The 20,309-nt window shown below is 43.1% G+C and carries 19 protein-coding genes; 1 reads left to right on the top strand and 18 read right to left on the bottom strand.

Annotation, left to right across the window (positions count from 1 at the left end):
• Nucleotides 1–41 precede the first annotated feature (41 nt).
• The 7 genes from ACTJJD_RS09560 to ACTJJD_RS09530 all read right to left on the bottom strand — a co-directional run bounded on the left by ACTJJD_RS09560 (nt 42) and on the right by ACTJJD_RS09530 (nt 5,322).
• A complete protein-coding gene (locus ACTJJD_RS09560; protein WP_007500305.1) occupies nt 42–677 on the bottom strand; it encodes a response regulator in 636 nt (211 codons plus the stop codon).
• A complete protein-coding gene (gene liaS / locus ACTJJD_RS09555; RefSeq protein ID WP_008347087.1) occupies nt 674–1,738 on the bottom strand; it encodes a two-component system sensor histidine kinase LiaS in 1,065 nt (354 codons plus the stop codon). Before liaS ends, ACTJJD_RS09560 begins: the two co-directional genes overlap by 4 nt.
• A complete protein-coding gene (gene liaF, locus ACTJJD_RS09550; protein WP_034647740.1) occupies nt 1,735–2,499 on the bottom strand; it encodes a cell wall-active antibiotics response protein LiaF in 765 nt (254 codons plus the stop codon). Before liaF ends, liaS begins: the two co-directional genes overlap by 4 nt.
• Nucleotides 2,500–2,529: 30 nt before the next feature.
• Complete coding sequence (liaG, locus tag ACTJJD_RS09545) at nt 2,530–3,399, bottom strand: LiaG family protein (RefSeq protein WP_342494289.1); 870 nt, start codon at nt 3,397–3,399, stop codon at nt 2,530–2,532.
• 111 nt (nt 3,400–3,510) lie between these two features.
• Nucleotides 3,511–4,176, bottom strand: a complete 666-nt coding sequence (liaH, locus tag ACTJJD_RS09540) for a stress responsive protein LiaH (protein WP_341042074.1) — start codon at nt 4,174–4,176, stop codon at nt 3,511–3,513.
• A 15-nt stretch (nt 4,177–4,191) separates the two neighbouring features.
• Complete coding sequence (locus tag ACTJJD_RS09535; RefSeq protein ID WP_242731043.1) at nt 4,192–4,587, bottom strand: hypothetical protein; 396 nt, start codon at nt 4,585–4,587, stop codon at nt 4,192–4,194.
• Between the two features lie 165 nt (nt 4,588–4,752).
• Nucleotides 4,753–5,322: a cob(I)yrinic acid a,c-diamide adenosyltransferase gene (locus ACTJJD_RS09530; RefSeq protein WP_025207953.1), complete on the bottom strand. Its 570-nt coding sequence runs from the start codon at nt 5,320–5,322 to the stop codon at nt 4,753–4,755.
• Between the two features lie 189 nt (nt 5,323–5,511).
• On the opposite strand from ACTJJD_RS09530, the gene ACTJJD_RS09525 reads away from it, so the two are divergent.
• Complete coding sequence (locus ACTJJD_RS09525) at nt 5,512–6,258, top strand: SDR family NAD(P)-dependent oxidoreductase (protein ID WP_035701338.1); 747 nt, start codon at nt 5,512–5,514, stop codon at nt 6,256–6,258.
• Nucleotides 6,259–6,294: 36 nt separating this feature from the next.
• Here the strand turns inward: ACTJJD_RS09525 and pdxA are convergent, their stop codons facing one another.
• The 11 genes from pdxA to ACTJJD_RS09470 form a co-directional block, all read right to left on the bottom strand.
• Nucleotides 6,295–7,299 carry a 4-hydroxythreonine-4-phosphate dehydrogenase PdxA gene (gene pdxA, locus ACTJJD_RS09520; RefSeq protein ID WP_019743886.1) on the bottom strand — a complete coding sequence of 335 codons (1,005 nt, stop codon included), beginning with the start codon at nt 7,297–7,299 and terminating at the stop codon, nt 6,295–6,297.
• Nucleotides 7,275–8,621 (bottom strand): four-carbon acid sugar kinase family protein, encoded by a 1,347-nt coding sequence (locus ACTJJD_RS09515; RefSeq protein ID WP_268418506.1) that lies wholly within the window; start codon nt 8,619–8,621, stop codon nt 7,275–7,277. The genes pdxA and ACTJJD_RS09515 overlap by 25 nt, the downstream gene beginning before the upstream one ends.
• A 25-nt stretch (nt 8,622–8,646) precedes the next feature.
• The gene (locus ACTJJD_RS09510; RefSeq protein ID WP_440608338.1) at nt 8,647–10,431 is read right to left on the bottom strand and encodes a PrpR N-terminal domain-containing protein; all 1,785 of its coding nucleotides are present in this window, start codon (nt 10,429–10,431) and stop codon (nt 8,647–8,649) included.
• Between the two features lie 147 nt (nt 10,432–10,578).
• Entirely contained in the window at nt 10,579–11,754 is a 1,176-nt protein-coding gene (locus ACTJJD_RS09505) for a sialidase family protein (protein ID WP_008347099.1), read from the bottom strand.
• Nucleotides 11,754–13,157: a sodium:solute symporter family protein gene (locus ACTJJD_RS09500; RefSeq protein WP_008347100.1), complete on the bottom strand. Its 1,404-nt coding sequence runs from the start codon at nt 13,155–13,157 to the stop codon at nt 11,754–11,756. Before ACTJJD_RS09500 ends, ACTJJD_RS09505 begins: the two co-directional genes overlap by 1 nt.
• Nucleotides 13,158–13,228: 71 nt before the next feature.
• Nucleotides 13,229–14,401, bottom strand: a complete 1,173-nt coding sequence (locus ACTJJD_RS09495; protein WP_440608337.1) for an iron-containing alcohol dehydrogenase — start codon at nt 14,399–14,401, stop codon at nt 13,229–13,231.
• 4 nt (nt 14,402–14,405) lie between these two features.
• Nucleotides 14,406–15,308, bottom strand: coding sequence for a 4-hydroxy-tetrahydrodipicolinate synthase (gene dapA, locus ACTJJD_RS09490; protein ID WP_082136006.1), 903 nt, complete (start codon nt 15,306–15,308; stop codon nt 14,406–14,408).
• Between the two features lie 179 nt (nt 15,309–15,487).
• Entirely contained in the window at nt 15,488–16,774 is a 1,287-nt protein-coding gene (locus tag ACTJJD_RS09485) for a heme ABC transporter ATP-binding protein (RefSeq protein ID WP_440608336.1), read from the bottom strand.
• Nucleotides 16,771–17,829 (bottom strand): FecCD family ABC transporter permease, encoded by a 1,059-nt coding sequence (locus tag ACTJJD_RS09480; RefSeq protein WP_046527683.1) that lies wholly within the window; start codon nt 17,827–17,829, stop codon nt 16,771–16,773. Before ACTJJD_RS09480 ends, ACTJJD_RS09485 begins: the two co-directional genes overlap by 4 nt.
• Nucleotides 17,795–18,745 (bottom strand): ABC transporter substrate-binding protein, encoded by a 951-nt coding sequence (locus ACTJJD_RS09475; RefSeq protein WP_217967840.1) that lies wholly within the window; start codon nt 18,743–18,745, stop codon nt 17,795–17,797. Before ACTJJD_RS09475 ends, ACTJJD_RS09480 begins: the two co-directional genes overlap by 35 nt.
• A 169-nt stretch (nt 18,746–18,914) precedes the next feature.
• Entirely contained in the window at nt 18,915–20,306 is a 1,392-nt protein-coding gene (locus tag ACTJJD_RS09470; protein WP_041091894.1) for a glycoside hydrolase family 28 protein, read from the bottom strand.
• Nucleotides 20,307–20,309 lie beyond the last annotated feature (3 nt).

The raw sequence follows: 20,309 nt of genomic DNA, 5'->3' as shown, positions 1-20,309 counted from the left end.
TTTGCGCATGTTCCAGCAGCTTTCATTTGAAAGCTGTTTTTTTATTGAATCAGCTTATGGCGATGTGCATACACGGCTGCTTGTGTGCGGTCTTCTACATCAAGCTTGGAAAGAATGTTGGTAATATGCGTCTTGACTGTTTTGATGGTAATAAACAATTCCTCAGCAATGACCTTATTCGATTTCCCATCGGCAATCAGCTTTAATATTTCCATTTCTCTTGCGGTTAACGAATCGTGCAAAATGGACCCGTTTGATGAATGGCGGAGTTTGTTCATGACCTTTCCAGCTACTTTTGATTCAAGTCTTGGTTCGCCGATACTCGCAGACCTGATGGCATCAGCAATTTCTCCTGCTTTCGATGTTTTTAAAAGATAGCTTAATGCACCAGCCTCAATAACCGGATACACTTTATCATCATCAATAAAGCTCGTCAGTACAATAATCCGAGCATCCTCTATTTCTTGACAAATTCTTTTCGTTGCTTCGATGCCATCCATGCCTTCCATAACAAGGTCCATTAAAATCACGTCTGGCTTTAATTCAACCGCTAGTTCTACACCTTTTTGTCCATCTGACGCTTCACCGATGACTTCAATATCCGCCTGTGCCTCTAAAAAAGCAGCAAGACCCATTCTCACCATTTCGTGATCGTCAATTAAAAGCACTCGAATCATCGAACGTTCTCTCCTTTTCCTTCATCAAAAATGGGAACCTTCACATCAATTTGTGTGCCTTTTCCCTCAAATGACATAATCTCTGCGACACCGCCTACTTCACTTGTTCTTTCTCGTATCGATTCAAGTCCGTAGGAAGCAGTCTTCACATGATCTGTTTGAAAACCAATCCCGTTGTCGATAATTTTCAACTGAACTTGACGGTTCCGAATAAGCAGACGTACTGTCACCTTTGTCGCCTTTGCATGCCTAAACACATTGGAAAGGGCTTCTTGCACAATTCGGAACAGATGGTCCTCCACCCCTTTAGACAGCGGAGCATCATCTTCTATTTCCCAATCAATATCAATTGGCTGCTTTGCCTGAAATTCATTGAGTAGCTCAATCAAGCCTTTTTTCAAGTCTTTTCCTTCAAGGGTGATCGGTCTTAAATGCAGAAGGAGTGCACGCATCTCATTTTGTGCATCGCCAGCCATTCGTTCCACAAGTCGCATTTGCTTTAAAATCTTTTCATCCTTTTCCTTCATCCCTTCAAGAATCGCAGACGTCATCATCGAAATGGCGAATAGCTGCTGGCTGACTGCATCATGCAGCTCACGCGCTAGACGCTGACGCTCTTCAGAGACAACCGATTTTTTCATTTGAACCTGCCATTCAGCTCGCTCATTTGAGAGCTTTTGTAAGGAGGCTACTTGCCCTTCCACTCGTTTCGCCATTTCATTTAATTGATCTGCCGCCAAACCAATTTCATCATCACCTAGAGAAGGCAGTCTATAGGCAAAATTCCCATTTTCAAACTTCAAAATCGACTCTACAAGCTGATCCAGCCGCTTCTTATGCTGATAGCCAAACACATGCCCCGCTGATACACCAATGGCGAGACTAATAATGAGTAAAATACAAAAAAACGGGATGCCGAACCACCGCGTAGACAGCAAAATCATGGGATCAAGCTGGTAATAAAAAAACATCGGGAATGTCGTCATGATGACAACACCAAGCGAGATACCGACTGCCAGACGAACAGATTGCCACTGGATGCCTAAATGCAGTTTCCTCATAAGTACCTCACATCCACATCCCCAATCAATAGAGAGATGGAGATTTTCACTTTTCGCTTGCTTTCGTCATAATCATTTGTCATGACATACACTTTACTGCCGAACCCGCTTCTTTTTTCATCAATGATTTTCATATCACCGATCGCAGCCGAAGCACTCACACATACTTCAATATCCTGAGGTACATAAATATCGACATCTCCAATGAGTCCACTAATGACGATCGTGCTCTCTTCCTCAGCAATGATCGCCTTTGATAAATCGATTTTGACATCGCCAATAAAACCTGAAATGGTCAAATCGCTTAATTGAAATGGTTTTTTCATCAGCCTGACTTCACCGATAAAGAAATCATGTTCTTTGCGCGGCTTTGCCTGGCTTTTTGTTTTCTTCTGATCGCCCTCTTTTTCAAGATTGACTTTCAGTGAAGGCTTCCCATCGTCTGATGATTCCTTTTTATCGACATCAAAAACAGGTTTGTTTTTCAATAAACGATAGCCCGCATAGATCAAAAAGGCAGCAAATAAATACCCAGTCAAACTAAACGTGATATTTAGTAGAAACTTCAAGAAGAGAAAGCCTGCAAAAATATAGGAAACCGAACCGAGCCAACGTTTAGATCGAGAGTGCAGCCAATAACCAGCTAGAGCAAAAAACACTGGCCAAAATAGGTCTGCCCCAATCCCAATAATTTTGAGAAAAAGATTAATACCAAAAATCACCACAATGATGCCTAAAATTTGATTTCTAGAAAAACGCAGTTGACTCGCCTCCTTCCTTTTTACGTTTGTTTACCGCAATTTTAAGTTTCCGCTTGTCATCTCAATATCGACTAAGTGTGTCCCTTTCCCATGCGTGCCTGTAAAACCTCGGCCTTCACTATCCACTTGGTCAAAATCATACGAATGATCAATACGTCCACTCGTTTTTTTCACTTGGACTTTGAAATCTCCCTCATCTGGCAAGTTAAATTTCGCACTGCCTGATGTCATGTGAAAGTCGACTGGTGAATCAATTGTATCAAAGCTTGCTGTCAGCCTGCCGCTTGTCATGCCTAATTGCAGCTTTCCTTTTACATCTTGAATATCAGCACGACCAGAAGTGGCACCAATATCACTTTCCTTCGCATCAATATGAGACACTGAGAGTCTGCCAGAAGTCGCCTTGATTTCCACTCGATTTGCTGAGAAGTTCTCAGCTGTGAGGTTTCCGCTCGTTGATTTGAGCGTCACATCTTGAAGAGACAGCTTTCCTTCGCCATTTACTTCGCTCACGCCGATTCCACCTGTTATTTTCACATCTTTATGATAATCTGTTGGAATTTTGACTAAGAGTTCTCCTTTTTCAAATGCAGAGAAAAACAAAAATCCTTTATTTTCAGCACGGACTTTGAATGTTCCGCCTGTTTGTTCCGCATACATTTTCCCTTTTCCATTCACAACCATCACAGAAATATCCGAACGATCTTCCGGCTTCACCTTGATGCGAAATCCAGAAAGAGAGATATCTAATTGTTCAACCTCATCCTTTTTCGCTGAAGCTGTTGTGACCGCTTTATCACGAGAAAAGCTCAAATGAAAGAGATCTCCATTTTTGAAAAGCATCCCAATCATCAAAAAAACACCAACAAGTATACAAATTAGACCAATGAACCGTTTCATTTATATCATCCCTTTATCCTTTGACCTTTTTATTATAAGGAAAAGCGAAACAGAAAGAAATCAAATAACGGAAGAAAAATCCTGTTTTTCTTCCGTTTTGACACATTTCCATTAGTTTGCCGGCTGTTTCTCAAGCTGCTTTGATCGCTTAAGCTTTTGCCATTCCTTTTCAACCTCATCAGCGTAATCAAGATGAGCATATGCACCCTGATCGGCAAATTGTGCATAGCTGCCCGCTTTTGTCTCCATTTCCTCTATACGGTTCTCCATGCGTAGAAATTCTTTATAAGCACTTTCACTATCAACCTTATTCATAGATTCATTCATATGCTGCTTTGCCTGTGCGGCATTGGCTCTTGCAATCAGCGCTTGCTTCTTGTCTTTAACATCACGCAGCTTTGTTTCTAGATGCTGCAACTGTTCTTTCAGCTCTTTCAGCTGTTTAACAGATTGCTGATAGGCTTCTTGATATTCGTTGTGCTTTTCTTCAAAATACTTCATTTCAGTCAGTGCTTTCCGTGCAAGTTCTTCTTCTCCTGCCTGAAACGCCAGCTCCGCCTGTTTCTTTCGTTTATCAGCAAATTCTTCTGTTTCTTCTGCTTTTCTCAAGAAACCTTGCTGAATGGTTTGCTGTTTAATGATCGCATGTTTCGCTTTGGCAATATCGTCCTCCATATCACGAACATATTGATTCAGCATGACACGCGGATTCTCCAATTTATCTAAGCCTTCATTGACTGTTGCAACAAACATATCACGTACTCTTCTTAATACCATTTCATATTCCTCCCTTTATTTTTTCTTTAAAAAGTCTTCCCATTCTTGATCAAATGACGTGTGCATAGATTCTTCCATGTTCGGTGCCGTGTTTGGCTCCATATATATTGTTCTGCCGGATGATTCCTTTGCAGATTCACCATTGATCATCTTCCAGCCAAAGTAGAGAAGTACTCCAGCAAATGCGATTCCGAGTAAAAACGGCAGTGACTGTGCGACGAGCAATACACCGATAATAGAGAGTATGACCCCTGTTGTTTTACTGCCTTTATCATATTTTTTGACACCTACATAAATGAGCCAAGCCCCAATCAAAGTCGGGATCAGCCCGCCCAATGAACCACCAAAGAAGATGGATAAACCGATAAACATCAGGATTGAACCGATGATGGTTTTACTTGTGATTTTCATCTTCATGCCTCCTTTCTTGCTCCTTGCTTTAACTATAGTCAAAAAAGGAAGCCGGCAAAACGTGTCGTAGATTGATCTTTGATTGCGACCAGAGTCGTAACATGGCTCAGACTGAGCGGTTGAATCTATAGAAAAAGCACTCTTCGACTAGAAGAGTGCTTTTCCTCATTTAGAACGAAACACGTCTGCACTTCGTTCATATTCAACATCCGCTTCACCAAGCCGATGATTCACAATACGGGCGGCAGCAAATAAATAGTCGGATAGACGGTTCACATATGTGAGCGTAACTGCTGGAATTTCCTCCTGCTTTGCGAGTGTCACAATATGCCGCTCGGCTCTCCTGACGACTGTTCGCGCTACATGTAAGAGGGCAGCACCTTCCTGGCCCCCAGGTAAAATAAATTTAGTCAGTGGCGCGGCTTCTTCTACATACACGTCCATTCGCTTTTCAAGGACTGTGACAGATTCTTCTTTTAACTTGCCTTCTTTCGGTGGTTTCACCGCTGCTAAATCACCGCCGCAGTCAAACAGTTCATGCTGAATGACCATCAGCTCAGATAGAATATCTTGAAACAATTCGCCATGCTGCCTTAAGTTTGCATGGGCTAGTCCAATCAAACTATTCGCCTCATCTAATGTACCGTACGCTTCTACTCTTGCGTCATCTTTATCAGCCCGCCCGCCAATCAAGCCTGTTTGACCTTGATCTCCGGTTTTTGTATAAAGTTTCATTGAGGTTCCCCCTTATCCATTGCTTGTTCCTTTTAGTATACCCTGAAGTGGAAAAGATGTATTTGTTTTATTATGAAACACTTTTATTCAAAACCTATTCATTCCCAATTTATATGTTGAATGATGAAACATCACATTTTATAATAAATGAAAGCGCTTTTTAATTATGACAGATGGGTGGGATGATAGATGACTTTACAAAACAAAGTAGCAATCATTACAGGTGCAAGCAGAGGGATTGGCCGCGCCATTGCGGAGGCATTTGTCTCTGAAGGAGCTAAAGTGGTGCTGAACGGAACGAATGAAGTGCTATTGCAAGACGTTTGCTCCTCTCTGAATAAAGAAGAGACACGCGCTGTTTCTGTCGCTGGTGATGCTAGTTTACCAGCGACAGCTGTCTCCCTCGTTGAGAAGGCAAAAAACCATTTCGGACAGATTGATATATTGGTCAACAATGCTGGGATCAATTTGCGGAAATCAACAGTCGATACATCTGTTGATGAATGGAAAAGACTAATTGATATTAATTTGACGGGTACGTTTCTCATGTGTCAAGCAGTCATTCCTGACATGATCAAACAGCAAGGCGGGAAGATTGTCAACATGAGTTCAACTACTGGCAAAACCCCTCATCACAATGCATCACCCGCTTACGGCGTTTCAAAGGCAGGTATCAATTACTTAACGATGCATCTTGCCAAAGAATTAGCAGCACATCACATTCATGTAAATGCTGTCTGTCCTGGGCCAATTGAGACAGACATGAGCAAACAGTGGAGTGATGAATACCGTAGATCTGTTTTAGAAAGAATTCCTCTGAAAACAATTGGAACACCGCAGCAAGTCGCAAACGCCGTTACCTTTTTAGCCTCTGATCAGTCAGATTTCATCACAGGAGAAACCATCAATATGAATGGCGGAACGTATATGAACTAAAGAAAGAGCCTCCATTGGAAGGCTCTTTCTCTTTTACTATCGGTTCTCTCTCGTACCAGAAAGCATGATTGCCTGCCGAATGGCTTCTTCCATACTCGCAGAATCAGCCTTTCCTGTTCCTGCAATATCAAATGCCGTCCCATGATCGACACTTGTACGGATTATAGGCAATCCAACTGTAATGTTCACGCCTGATTCTAAGCCAAGCACCTTGATTGGTCCATGCCCTTGATCATGATACATCGCCACAACGATATCAAAGTCGCCTCTTGTCGCCCTAAAGAACAGTGTATCAGCTGGTAGCGGGCCAAATACTTGAACCCCTTCATCCTGTGCTCGTTCTACCGCTGGAATGATCTTCTCCTCTTCTTCTCCGTTTCCAAACAGACCATTCTCCCCGGCATGCGGATTAATCCCGCACACAGCAATTCTAGGTGCAGGGATACCAGATCGAACGAGGGTATCATGAGCCAGTTTAATCGTTGTGTATACACGCTCAGGATTGATTTTTAAGATGGCATCCATTAATCCGATATGTGTCGTCACATGCACCACTTTTAAATTAGGAGCTGCCAGCATCATGGCATAATCGTCCGTACCTGTCAGGTCAGCTAAAATTTCTGTATGCCCTGGATACATATGACCAGCCTTATGAAGTGCTTCCTTGTTTAACGGCGCTGTACAAATGCCGTCAATTCTACGGTCATTCGCAAGTGTAATGGCTTTTTCAAGATATCGAAAAGCGGCATTCCCTGCTTCTTTTGAAATCTCTCCTACTGGAATATCGCTTGTTAATAGATGAAGATCGAGACAAGGAACGGCACCAGCTTTTACTTGTTCCGCTTCTTCCGGTTCTTTAATACTGACAATCTCCACATCTGTATTCACAAAATCTTTCGCCCTATTTAATATATGGGTGTCTCCAATGACAAATAGAACGGCTTCTTCATGTAAACGGCTTTGCTGGAAGGCTTTTAAAATAATTTCAGGACCAACCCCAGAAGCATCTCCCATTGTTACAGCAATGATTGGTTTTGCCATTCGTCTACCCCCTCTATGTTTTTCAACACTTCAACCGCATGGAGCACAGAATCTTTTTGACCATATGCCCCTGCTTTTGTGACCGCATATACACTCGTATCAACGAGCCGCCCAAGCGGGATGCCGGGTTCAATTTCTTTCAACAGCTGAATCCCGCCTGCTCCAAGCTCATGGCATATCGCACGCGCCGTATCTCCACCAGTTAAAAAAAGGCGTTTCACCCCTGTTAATTCAACAATGTCTTTTGTGATCTTACCAAGACAGACAGATAAGGTACTTCCTACTTCTTGTCTTGTCATACCATTCGCTTCACCGTATGCCAACATCTGTTCAACCATTTCTGGCCTTGCGTCTGTATAAAGGAGAATATCTTCATCCTGACGCATGAGCAGCTGATCCATGACTGATTTCCTTTCCCATGCTTCACGACCGTTTAATACATTCAACGGGTTCACTTTCACCTCGAGACAATCGTGTTTTTCTCTTAAAAAAGCAAACTGCTCATTTGTTTTTTGAGAAGCACTTCCTGAAACGATGAGAACAGATTCATGCTTTTTTGCATGAGAAAGATTGCGGTGTTTCGCGACATAGGATGATAATGCGCCAGCGAGTCCGGCTGACCCGACCCAAAGCACTCTTTGATTGATCTTCATAAACAAATCAACGATCTGTGTTAAATCATGGTTCGTTTCTGCATCACACACAAACCATTGATGACCATGTTTTAATAAAGATGAAACGTCATGACTCGTTTCGTTTAGCTCTGAATAGACCGCTTGCTGCGAAAGATGTTTTGGCTTGATGTTTGTCTGCTCGTCAATTAAGTCTGAAATACTGGATGTCAGGACAGGCGTTTTTGGGTCCTTCGCTGCTTCTGATAGATGAACAGGCACACCCTCCACATAATGAATGCCATAGGCCGTAGATCTATTCGCATCGGGGTAAGCGGGGGCAATGACTGCCGCATCAAACCGGCCAAGATCCATTAGTGCCTGAAGCTCTACTCCTATATTTCCTCTTAACGTTGAATCTATTTTTTTAAAGAAAAGGTGCGAATCCCCTTGTAGAAACGGCTGAACCACTTGACTGACCTCATTATACGCTCTTTCAGAAGACATACTTCGTGAATCTGTATCGACAATCAGTACATCTTCCTCCTTGTACCGGCTCATATCCTCAAATGTCGGCTGGAACAGCACAGAGGCTTTTAAACCGGCCTTCACAAATTGAACACCTGTATCACTTGCGCCTGTTAAATCATCAGCCACAATGATCACCTTTTGCTCTAAGTTCGCTCCTTTTTTTAATAGATCGTTTGTCATTTAGACACCTCGGTCTCATTGCATATTATTCCTTTAGCTTTCTCCACAGCGTCGTGCGGTTAATATTTAGCCGCTTTGCTGCTTTTGATTGATTCATATTTTCTTCTTCCAGCACCGTCCGAATGATTCGTCTTTCAATCTCGTCAAGCGTGCCATGTAAATAGCTGGACAGCTGTTTTTCTTCATTCTCAGAAGCAAGTTGCTCAATTGCCGGCTTTGCTTTACTCAACGTGATATATCCACTTTTTGTTGTCAGCACCAGTTCCTCCATGATCCGCTTGAACTGCCTGACATTTTCTCTAAATCGCTCGTTTTGAAAGGCGGCAATCACTTCTGCTGACAGCCCAACAACCTGCGTCCCATAAAGAGAATTTAATTCAGCTATAAATAACCGGCTCATATCCTCAATATCTTCTGCCCGTTCAGATAACGGCGGGACATGAATGACGAGCTCCTGCAAACACGTATATAGTTCTTCATGAAACGCCCCAGATTGCATCAATTTGAACAAATCAACTGTAGATGCAGCCATCCAGCGAATGTTCTGCTGATGATGAATAAGCTGCTCGGCCATGAGGGGCTGCATAGCCATTGGGACACGATCAATATCCTTCAGAAAGATCGTCCCTTTTTGATGCACCGGAATTATGTTTACATCATCTAATTCAGTCAAACGGCTGCAATGCACCGTCATAAAGCTCTCATTTTTCCTCTCGCTCATTTGGTGAATAGCAAAAGCAAGGCTGGATTTACCAGTTCCTTGTTCACCATAGAGACAAATCGATCGATCTGTTTGGCTGAACGCCTTTGCCCTTTTAATCACATCTTTCATATTTGAACTCTGCTCAGTAAAAAGAGCAAATGGATGTGCTGAATGAACAGGTGCAGCCAGCGTCCATATACGCTGCCCCTCCCTATTAATCACAGCAGAAGGCTTCTCAATCGTCAAAAGCAGCTCACCTTTAGATAATAAGCTTCCTTTGACATGCCACACTTGCTGCTGAAAGGAGATTTGAGAATATCCACTTTGTTTTCCTTCTCGAACCGCTTTTACTGCTGGTTCAAGCGCCGGGCACCAAGCCATCACATCAATATGAGACGTAAACGGTGCAAATAACCCTTTTTCTGTCCATTCTTTCATTTGTTGATTGATAAAATAAAGCTGATTGTGCTGATCAATGATCAGCATCCCTTTTGACTCTTGGTCAATCATTTCACGAAAGAGGCGCTGCTCAGCTGTCGCCTCTTTATATAAACGGTACATTTGTTTTGCTTGATGAAACGCTTCTTTGACAGATTCACGTCCTGAAGTAATGAGCATGCTTTGCATCCCCAACTCCTTGGCCGCTTTATCTGTAATCACATCACCCAGTACAACCTGTGTCCCTTGCTCCTGTAACTGCTGTAATAGATCCCACACTTCTTCCTCTTGCTGTATCGTATAAATATCAATTTTGATCCCGTATAACTCTCCAATAGTGCGTACACCTTGTGTAATATTTTCAAATCCAACTACTGCTTTTTTCCCTTGGTAATCTTTAATCAGCGTGAGGGCACGAAGCAAGTCGTAGCCTGACACAGGGATATCCACCACTGGAATGTTGACGTGTTTTTGAATAAGCGCAGCTGTCCCCCCGCGGCTCATAATAATATCCATTCCTTGAGCCTCGGCCTGTTCTGCCAGTGCAACACCTGACCTAAGATCTCCGACTTCAAGCTGGAATGTGATGCTTTTTTCGTCTTTGGCAAGGTCGATTAATACATCGCCTAATCCTTTATACGGCGCAATACCTAATACTTTTATATTCATGAAAAGGACCCCCCATTTTTTATCTCTTCATCGTGAGACATGCGTTGAGGGAGTCCAAATGTTAGCAAATTGAGACAACCCTCCAAACATCAATTATAAATGAAGAAAATGAGGGTTACAATTCACGGAAACACTGATCCCTTGCGGTTACGACGTGTGATGAGTCCATTCTTCTTTCACACACACATACTTGATGGCCTGCCGGTAAAAAGTAAACGCAATGTGCAGACTACCATCTTTTCCTTCTGTGATGGATGGATAGGAATACTCTCGATTCAATTTGTCCTTTGAGTTGTTTGTCATGGCATATCCATCGCCAATTTCAAGGTTACGTCTGACGGGCCATGTCGCACCGTCATCCGTCGAGATGGCAAGTGTCATTGGCGCACGCGGTGTTCCCCAAAAGGCTGGACGCGCCTCTGTATCAACAGCCGTTCGTGTATCGCCTTCATCCTCAATCTCATCATACAAGGACGCTCTTCTTTCTGTTTGATCATCCGCATTGATATGGTTATAAACGAGGGCAAGATGACCATTATGGAGCACCGTAAATTGAATGGATGAGTTATTGTTTGGCAGCTCTGTTGCTCTTGGCTCAGACCATGTCCGTCCATGATCCACTGAACGGCTCATATAAATCGAATCAGCAAACCGGCTTCTAAAGAGGGCAAGCAGGGAACCATCCGCACATTTTCCGATATTCATATGAACACAGCCAGTACTGTTTGGCACAGTGACCTCTTCCCAGGTCTTCCCTTGATCTGAGGAAATCTTCACAGCACTGACATCACGGTTTCCTGTCCATTTTACGCCAGGAATCGTTTTACAATAGAACACCGGAAGGAGCCAATCATCATTATCCAATACAACAATAGGCTGTCGTATAAACGTCCCCGGCTGATCAAATAAAGTACCAATCTCTCCCCAAGTCTCTCCTCTATCCTCCGATAAACGATATCTCACAAGAGCTGTATCTTGATTGCCAGAAAGTTGTGCTGTATAAAGCAGCCACAGCCTGCCATCTTTCTCTTGAAAAAGAACTGGATTTTGTTCAGATCGTGTAGAATCATCAGACAGCTTCACAGCCTTCGTCCATTGATTACTTCCTTGCTTGAGCCTTGACATATAGATAGAGATATCAGGAATTCCTTCTTGCGTACCGCCAAACCATACACACAGCAAATCTCCATTATCCAGCTCGATGAGATTAGCCGCATGGTTTTGCACGCAATCTGTTGGTAGAAAGGCTTCTTTTCTTGCTGCGTCTTGTTCATTTTGTCGCAATTTTCCATCTATTTTGATCATGATGTCTTCATTTGTCATCATAATTCTCCTTTCAGTGATTGATCCTTTTTAGCTGGCGGGCTGATCCATCGATCCATCACCAGAACTAGGAAAGGAATGATAATGGCCACATACATATTATCGATTCCAAATGGATTATCGAGTAAATACCACACCGTCGTGGCGATGCCTGAAGCGGCAAGACCAATGGTTGCTCCTCTATTTGAATTAAAGTATGGCAAGTAAAAGCCCATTGCTGCTACAACTGCAATCGATGTTCGAAGTGCTCGTGTAAAAAAGGAAAGTGACAGCAACTCTGGTGCAAGTGCGACCCCCACAAGCGGCACAATCCCAACCATGACAGCTACATACCGAGTCACCTTCATACGCTGCTCTGGTGATGGTTTCTTTTTCGGTACATAAAAGTCATCAATAATCAACGTGGTTGTAGCAAGTGCAACCGTCGAGACACCAACAAAAATGGATGCGACAAGCGATGTTGCCACAATAGCGCTCAAAATCGGATTCATATGCTGTAAAAAGACAGGGAAAGCATAAATAGGGTCAATGTCTGGATACAAATAACGGGCTGAGACACCGATGATCCCGATCGCAATGGCAAGCGGCAAACAAAGGAGTGCTGCATACAGGGTCGATTTTTTCGCTTCTCGCTCACTTTTCGACGAGGTGATCGCTTGAATGATAAACTGCGTCGCAAAAATGGCCCCCATGTTTCCTATAAACCAAGCTCCAATCGTTCCCCAACCGATGGTCCCATCCCATGTAAAGAAATGGTCGGGTAATGTTTGTTTCATTGGCTCAAAGCCTTTTGTTAAATAAAGGGCTACCCCTAGTGTAATTAAAATCCCCGCATACTTCACAATTGAATGAAGGATCGTCACCCATGCAACCCCCTTCATTCCTCCGAAAGTAAAATAAAATGTACTCACAACCGCCGTGATGATGGCACAGGTCATTAAAGGAAGGCCAAGAATAGATGCAATGGCAGCTGAACCACTTAAATAGTTTCCTAGATTCACTAAGAGCAGGGCTGCAATCATAATGACAGAGACAACAAGCTTTGTTGATTTTCCAAATTTTTGATCAATAATACCTGAAATCGTGTATTGTCCTGTTCGATAAAACTTTCCCACTAAGAAAAAGGAAAAAATAAAAAAGGCAATAGCAACTGTGATAACAGACCATGAAGCGGAAAGCCCGTGTGTAAAAGCAGATTCAGCTGTTCCGACGGTTGACTTCGTCCCAATGAATTCACTCATTAACAAAATACCGACCACAATAGCTGGAAGTGACTTAGCGGCATTGTTAAATTCTGAGTTAGACTTACTACGGAAACGCATCGTCAGCCAGGTCGTAAACAGAATATAGAGAATAATGACGATTAAAATAAATGTGATGACAGAACTGCTTAAGACATTCACTTAAAATCCCCCTTTGTGTGCAAGCCGTATGAAGCAACTTCTCATGTCCCATCCCAGTGACGTATGAAGTGTTAAACGTGGAGCAGTTTCATGTAGACCTGTTCAATATCAGAGACAGACATCGGCTTCGGGTTGTTATCCATTAATCTCTTCACCTCCGAAGCAGCTTCAGCAAGTGCCGGCACATCTTCTTTTGACACACCGAAGGCTTTGAGTTGTTGAGGAATGTGTAAATCCGCTGTCCACTCTTCAATTTGACGAATCACTTGCTCTGCAAGCGTATTCTTTGAGCCTTTCTCTTCGATCCCTATCACTCTAGCAATATCTTCAAGACGATCTTTGATATGGTCTGCATTAAACGCCGTAACATGAGGAAGCAGCATGGAATTAGCGACACCGTGTGAAATCTTGTATTTCCCCCCTAACGGATAAGCCATTGCATGAACAGCAGCGGTTCCAGCACTTGTGAGCGCCATCCCGCCATACATGGCACCAACCAGCATATCTTCCCTTGCTGTCATGTTATCCCCGTGATGATAGGCCTCCTGAATACTTCCTGAAATGAGCCTCATCGATTCGAGTGCAAACATATCACTAAATGGATTGGCTTTATTTGAAATATACGATTCAAGCGCATGCGTAAACGCATCCATCCCTGTAGCTGCGGTAATGGCTTTTGGCAATTTGAGTGTCAGTGCGGGATCTAAGATCACAAGATCAGGCAAAAGGTATGGGCTGACCATGCCAATTTTTAATTCTTTTTCCGGAAAGGTAACAATCGCGTTTGGTGTCACTTCTGATCCCGTACCTGAGGTTGTTGGAATGAGAAACGTTGGAACTCCTCTTTTTTTAACAAGGTTCGTGCCAACGAGATCAGAAATTGGCTGATCATTCGTCTTTAGAACAGCTAATATTTTGGCCGCATCCAGCACACTCCCGCCACCAATCCCAATAATGGCTTCATGCTCCCCTTTTAAAAATGTCTGGAATACGTCCTCGATATTTTCTTCCGTTGGTTCAGGCTTAATCTCTGTGCTGATCTCACTCGCAATCCCTTTTTTCGCAAGTTCTGTTTTGATTTGATCTGCGTAACCAAGAGATACGATGGATGGCTGCGTTAAAATAAAAATCGATCTCAACTTGCTAAGTCCTAATAGCTCTAGTTTCTCCCCAAGGAGCTCTAGAGAGTGGGCGCCAGAAACAATGTGTGATGCCGTTTGAAAGTGATAATGTGATATCGTCATCTCTTCACGACTCCTTTGCTGCTTTTGCTTGTATCCGATAATTCTCCATCATGTTCACCACAGCTTCTAAAGCCTCGCCAGATAATGCTTTGACCGGGCTTTTTGGCGGACCTACAGGAATCCCTGAAAGTTCAGCTGCTTTTTTCAAAGGTGCTGGTAACGTTCCTAATGTGAATGTCGCTCTTAACGGCTGCAGCTGCTGCTGACATTGCTCACTTTGGTCAAGATTTCCTTGCTGAAACGATTCATAAATGCCAACGACGGTTTTGGGAAGCACATTTGCCGTTGCCGCCACTGCACCTGTTCCGCCTAACTTCAATGTCTCTAAAATGAGGGAATCCGTTCCTGCAAGCACGACAAACTCTTCATCCTTTGTGACATCAAGATACGCTTTGATATTGGCAATATCTCCACTACTGTCTTTAATACCTAACACATTCGGTAGGACGCTGAGCCTTGCAACCGTCTCTGGCGCAAGTGACACACCTGTTCTTGATGGAATGTTATAAAGTAAGATGGGGATGGTCACATTCTCTGAAATATGACGAAAATGCTCATACAGCTCCTCTTGTGATGGCGCAACAAAATAAGGGGTGATAACCGACAAGACATCTACGCCTAAATCTGCGAACTTGTTTGACAGCTTAATGGTTGCATCAGTGCTATTCTCACCTGCTCCCATGTATACAGGCACCCTGCCGCCCGCAGCCTTTACAACAGTTTCAGCAATTTGAAGCTTTTCTTCCTCTGAAAACAAATGAAATTCGCCGTTTGTCCCTAAAGCAAAGATGCCGTGCACACCTGAGTCGATTAAATGATCAATGAGTTGCTTTGTCACTTCTGGATGAAAATGCTCTTCTTCTGTAAGCGGTGTCAAAATTGCTGGAATGATTCCCTGAATGTTCAAATGATCCTCCCCTTCCGTTTGTTGCATTTTTAAACAACTAATTATTAAAACGCTTTCATGATTCTTATTATAAAAGCAATATGATTTATTTAGCAACATATTTTTCGTTTTTTTCAAATATTCAGTGGGTGACATAAGTAGATGTTGATGTTTTCAACAAAAAAAGTGAACCAGCCGGTTCACTTTTTCATAGCATTCAATGTATGAAGAAGATGCTTCACTTTCAGTCTGACTCTTTCATGTAAATGAGCAGTATGCTCCTTTTCTTCTGCATTGGCAGCAGCGATACAAAGATGATGTACCTGGATACTTGTCTCTTGTTTAATGAAGTGCGTCAGCTCGCCCATCAGCTGGACAGACGCACCATCTGATATCGTTCCTTTCAACACAAGCCAAACGGACAGCTCTCCTTCTTGATGCATCCCATAAAGAAGGACATCTTCATCATCATCTTCAGCGGCGTATTGCTTCGGCCCATCAGATTGACCAAGAAATAAGTACCCTTCCTCATCATCCAGCATGTCTTGGAGTGCTTCAGTTCCCGTTCCAAGGGACCGTGTCCAAAAGAAACCCCCGCTTTTCTCATGTGATGAAAGGATGCGCAATGGCTGATGAGTAGAAAATGTCATTCCGTTTGCGCCATATGTTTTCCACCCATCCGCTAAGTTCAGTCTTGAATGTTCAGAGATGGACGCAGGTTCAATTACCAGCTGAGGGTTTGCCCGCAGTGGATGTTGGAGAGGTGTTACATCTGTTTCATACACCCGGTTCACCCGTTCGGTGGTCAACACATGATGCGGTTCTCCCAGCATGTCCGTCTTTCCTTCATTCAGCAAAAGCAGACGGTCACAATACAAACTGGCAATGTTCACATCATGAAACACACCGATCACCGTTAAGTTAGAGGAAACCGTCTCTTGTTTAATCAAATCGAGTAACTCTTTTTGATAAGCTAAATCAAGAAAACTGGTTGGCTCATCCAGCAATAAATAGTCAGGGCACTGAGCCAGCGCTTGAGCTAAGTAAACCCGCTGCTGTTCTCCACCGCTTAACTCATGGATGGATTGATCCTTAAATTGAGCAATATCTGTTTGGTCCATCACCTTGCTGACAATCTCGATATCTTCTTTCGTAACAGATTGCAGCCACCCTTTCTGATAAGGATAACGCCCAAACTGGACCGTTTCTTCCACTGTAAATGAAAAGGCTTGATCGGTCTTCTGGGGAAGAACCGCCAATTTTTGCGCAAGTGCCTTTGGCCGGTAGGATTGAACTGGATGACCACTTAGTGTTACTTGGCCGCTCTCAGGTGCTAAAATACCTGCGATCATTTTAAGTAGCGTTGTCTTACCGCTCCCATTCGGACCAAGGATGCCGAGGAATTCCCCTTGCTCCACTTCAAAACTCACGCCATGAATGACCTCTTTTTCACCATATCCTCCTCTAACTTCCTTCACTTGAATCATAGATGCGTCCCTCCTCTATATCTGCGGATGAGGATGATGCCAAAGACAGGAGCACCAATTAACGCCGTAATGATGCCAATAGGCAATTCAGTCGGTTCAATGATCGTACGAGAGAGCACATCTGCTAAAACGAGAAAGGAAGCACCATTCAGCATCGACAAAGGCAGCAAATGACGATGATCCGTAATGGATAAAAGACGGATAAAATGCGGAATCACCAGTCCTACAAATCCGATCGTTCCTGACACAGCCACCGCACTTCCAGTCAGAATCGAACCAGCAAGCAACACCACATATTTGCTCCGTTTCACATGAACCCCTAACAGTTTTGCCTTTTCTTCGCCATATGTCATCACATTTAAATCTCTTCCCATCAAGATCAGTGCAAATGTACCAATGAGGAAAAAAGGAAGGAAAAGAGCAATATATCGCCAGCCTCTCATAGACACACTGCCTAGAAGCCAATGAATAATCTCTTTTAAATCATCACCTGTTAACGCAATCATTAATGAAATGAGCGCTCCTAAAAAAGAGCTGAAGATGACCCCCGTCAAAATTAAAGAAGAAATGCTCATTCCTCGGTGAACCAGACGGGCAAAAAAGAGGACGAGACATAGTGTGACAAGCGCTGTTGTCATACTCAAAAAAGGCAGTGTAAAACTGCCGAGCAAAGGAAACTGCAAACTGAAAAACAATGTGGCTACAGCCCCCACAGATGCCCCTTGAGATACCCCAAGTGTATAAGGGTCAGCGAGAGGATTTTTTAATAAACCTTGAAAGGCTGCACCAGATAACGCCAGAGCTGCTCCGACTAACGCCGCTAATATCACTCTCGGCAGCCGGATATTCATCATAATATTGCGGTCAATTGCATCAATGGTTCCGGCCTGAATTCCAAATACTTCATGAACAAAGATCCGAAGTATAGAAGGAATGGGAATCCCTAAACTGCCAAATGAGATTCCCATTCCAATGCTCACCACAAGAAGTAAAACACTTGCTGTGTATGCGATGATGATTTTATTTGAACGTGTCAGGATAGATACTTTTCGCAAGAGCCTCCACTCCTTCAACCAATCGCGGTCCCGGTCGTGATGCCAGATCCGTATTCAATTGAAAGACTTGTTTTTCTTTGACTGCTTTGATCGCCTTCCAGCCGTCTCTTTTTTTCAGATCAGCTAAGCTTGCGCCATCAATCGTAACAATAGCATCAGGATTTCGTTTAATAATTGATTCTTCCGTCATTTGCACCCAGCCTGTTTGGTCGCCAGCAGCATTTTTTGCATGAATGACAGACAACATTTCGTCCATAAACGTTTGTTTACCTGTTGTATAAATTTCAGGCGCACCTGATACTTCGACAAAAACTGTTTTTTGTTTGTCTTTGGAGATGGATTCTGCTTGTTTTTTGATGTCATTCAGTTTTGATTTCATCTCATCTACAAGCTTCGTTGATGCCTCTTTTACGCCGGTTGCTTCACCAATCATATGGATAGACTTATAAACATCTTTGAAGGAAGCCGCATCATTGACAGTCAGCACTTGAATACCTGCATCTTCAAGCTGTTTAAATCCGTCTTTTGAGCTCATTTGTGATGCATGTGCTAAGACAAGATCAGGCTTTAAGGAAATAACCTTCTCTACATTGAAATCAAGACCGCCAATCTTCTCGACCTTTTCTACTTCCTTTGGATAGTTGTCAAAATCTGATCTACCCACGATTTTATCTCCAAGGCCAAGGGCATAGGCAACCTCTGTATTACTTGGAATTAACGAAACAATTCGTTTAGGCTGTTCTTTGATTTCAACTGTTTTACCAGCTGCATCTTTGATGGATACAGGAAATGCGGCAGCCGCTGTCTCTTTAGGCTTTGAACTGTTTGTTTTTTGGTCCGTTTCCGCACCTGCACACCCTGCTAAAACACCGATCACAAATAACAATGATAGCCAAATACCAGTTAACTTCTTCATCAATAAACCCCCTGCTTTATGTACTGCTTGACGTCATCTCTTTCGTCAATTCTTTTCTAATTTCGGGAATATTATACTACAGAGCAGATAGGTTGTATATGTGACGGCCAATACGTTTTTTTGCCCTTATAAAAGAAAAACAGCCTTTGACGTGGCTGTTTTCACTTCGCTATTGGTTGATATGTTCACCATTAATGACAACTTTCTGAAATGAAGGAGATACTGCATGTTCCAATGAAAGAGGGTACGTGACATCGTCAATGACACAGTCTTTCATTTTAAAGTGTGTGACCGGGGAATGTGAGTATGCGGCGATCTTGACACCATATCGCCCTCCGCTGCTTTTTAACCCTTCTACTTCAATATGACGGACTACAGGCCTATGCGGACCGGCATCCCCTTCCTCATACATCATGTCGATACAGACCACCTCATGCTTTAAGCTTTTCACTAGATTGTTTTTAAAATAGATGTGTTCAATGGTACCGCCCCTGACAGAGTTGGTCTTAATGCGCAATGCCCTGTCGAGGTTCGGACTGTCCATGACATTATCCTCTGCATATACATACTTGACGCCTCCAGAGATTTCACTCCCGATCGTTACTCCGCCATGACCATCACGCATCGTATTTCTACGAATGACGATGTTTTCAGATGGAACACCGATTCTCCGGCCGTCCTCATTTCTGCCCGATTTAATGGCAATACAATCATCGCCATTATCAAAATAACAATCTTCAATGAGCACATGTCGGCACGACTCTGGATTCACACCATCTGTATTTGGGCCATGACCGATGATATTCACCCCGCGGACGATGACGTTTTCACTTAACACCGGATGGACTTGCCACATCGGTGAATCCTTTACGGTTACTCCTTCAATGAGAATGTTTTGGCAATTGTATGGCTGGATAAAGCTTGATCTTAAATAATGTCCTTCACCAAACACTCTTTCTTCCACTGGTATTCTTTTTTCAGCCATTTCAAAAAGAAGCTGACGATCCCGGTCCTGAGAGGGTTGACCATTTGTTCCATACTTCCAAGGCCACCAGTGGTGTTCATCCCCTCTCCCGTCCAGCGTGCCTGCTCCTGTAATCGCGATGTTTTCTGCATGATGGGCATAAATAAGTGGTGAATAATTATAAAGCTCAATTCCTTCATATCTTGTTAGAACAAGCGGGAGATAATCACGTGTATCTTGGCTGAAGGTCACATAGGCGTCTTCATGAAGATGAAGCTCTACATTGCTTTTCAATTCTAGAGCGCCTGTCAAAAATGTCCCTTCAGGAATCAGCACACGCCCTCCTTTCAAACGATGTGCATCATCGATGGCAGACTGAATAGCATTTGTCGAAAGCTCTATCCCTTTGTTATCTGCACCATAATGAATGACATTGAATTCACGATCTGGGAACTTTGGCGCTTTTATTTGCTTTAACACCTGATCTATGCCATTTGTTTCCTTGTCTTTTTTCCCTTGCTTTGCTAAACGTGCGAGTCCAATTCCTGTTAGTACTGTTCCTGCTGTCACATACATCAAATTCCGTTTTTTAGACATTTT

The organism is Bacillus sp. 22446 (genome assembly GCF_052044955.1).
GTDB classification, from domain to species: domain Bacteria; phylum Bacillota; class Bacilli; order Bacillales; family Bacillaceae; genus Bacillus; species Bacillus altitudinis.
The sequence above is the reverse complement of the archived record's forward strand: the minus strand, read 5'-3'. Positions and strand labels throughout refer to the sequence as shown.

Coding starts and splice junctions, on each gene's coding strand:
- ACTJJD_RS09560 (WP_007500305.1), bottom strand. CDS start 677: ATGATTCGAGTGCTTTTAATTGACGATCACGAAATGGTGAGAATGGGT.
- ACTJJD_RS09475 (WP_217967840.1), bottom strand. CDS start 18,745: ATGAAGAAGTTAACTGGTATTTGGCTATCATTGTTATTTGTGATCGGT.
- pdxA (WP_019743886.1), bottom strand. CDS start 7,299: ATGGCAAAACCAATCATTGCTGTAACAATGGGAGATGCTTCTGGGGTT.
- liaG (WP_342494289.1), bottom strand. CDS start 3,399: ATGAAACGGTTCATTGGTCTAATTTGTATACTTGTTGGTGTTTTTTTG.
- liaH (WP_341042074.1), bottom strand. CDS start 4,176: ATGGTATTAAGAAGAGTACGTGATATGTTTGTTGCAACAGTCAATGAA.
- liaS (WP_008347087.1), bottom strand. CDS start 1,738: ATGAGGAAACTGCATTTAGGCATCCAGTGGCAATCTGTTCGTCTGGCA.
- ACTJJD_RS09530 (WP_025207953.1), bottom strand. CDS start 5,322: ATGAAACTTTATACAAAAACCGGAGATCAAGGTCAAACAGGCTTGATT.
- ACTJJD_RS09510 (WP_440608338.1), bottom strand. CDS start 10,431: ATGAATATAAAAGTATTAGGTATTGCGCCGTATAAAGGATTAGGCGAT.
- ACTJJD_RS09515 (WP_268418506.1), bottom strand. CDS start 8,621: ATGACAAACGATCTATTAAAAAAAGGAGCGAACTTAGAGCAAAAGGTG.
- ACTJJD_RS09495 (WP_440608337.1), bottom strand. CDS start 14,401: ATGACGATATCACATTATCACTTTCAAACGGCATCACACATTGTTTCT.
- ACTJJD_RS09535 (WP_242731043.1), bottom strand. CDS start 4,587: ATGAAAATCACAAGTAAAACCATCATCGGTTCAATCCTGATGTTTATC.
- ACTJJD_RS09485 (WP_440608336.1), bottom strand. CDS start 16,774: ATGATTCAAGTGAAGGAAGTTAGAGGAGGATATGGTGAAAAAGAGGTC.
- ACTJJD_RS09470 (WP_041091894.1), bottom strand. CDS start 20,306: ATGTCTAAAAAACGGAATTTGATGTATGTGACAGCAGGAACAGTACTA.
- ACTJJD_RS09505 (WP_008347099.1), bottom strand. CDS start 11,754: ATGACAAATGAAGACATCATGATCAAAATAGATGGAAAATTGCGACAA.
- ACTJJD_RS09525 (WP_035701338.1), top strand. CDS start 5,512: ATGACTTTACAAAACAAAGTAGCAATCATTACAGGTGCAAGCAGAGGG.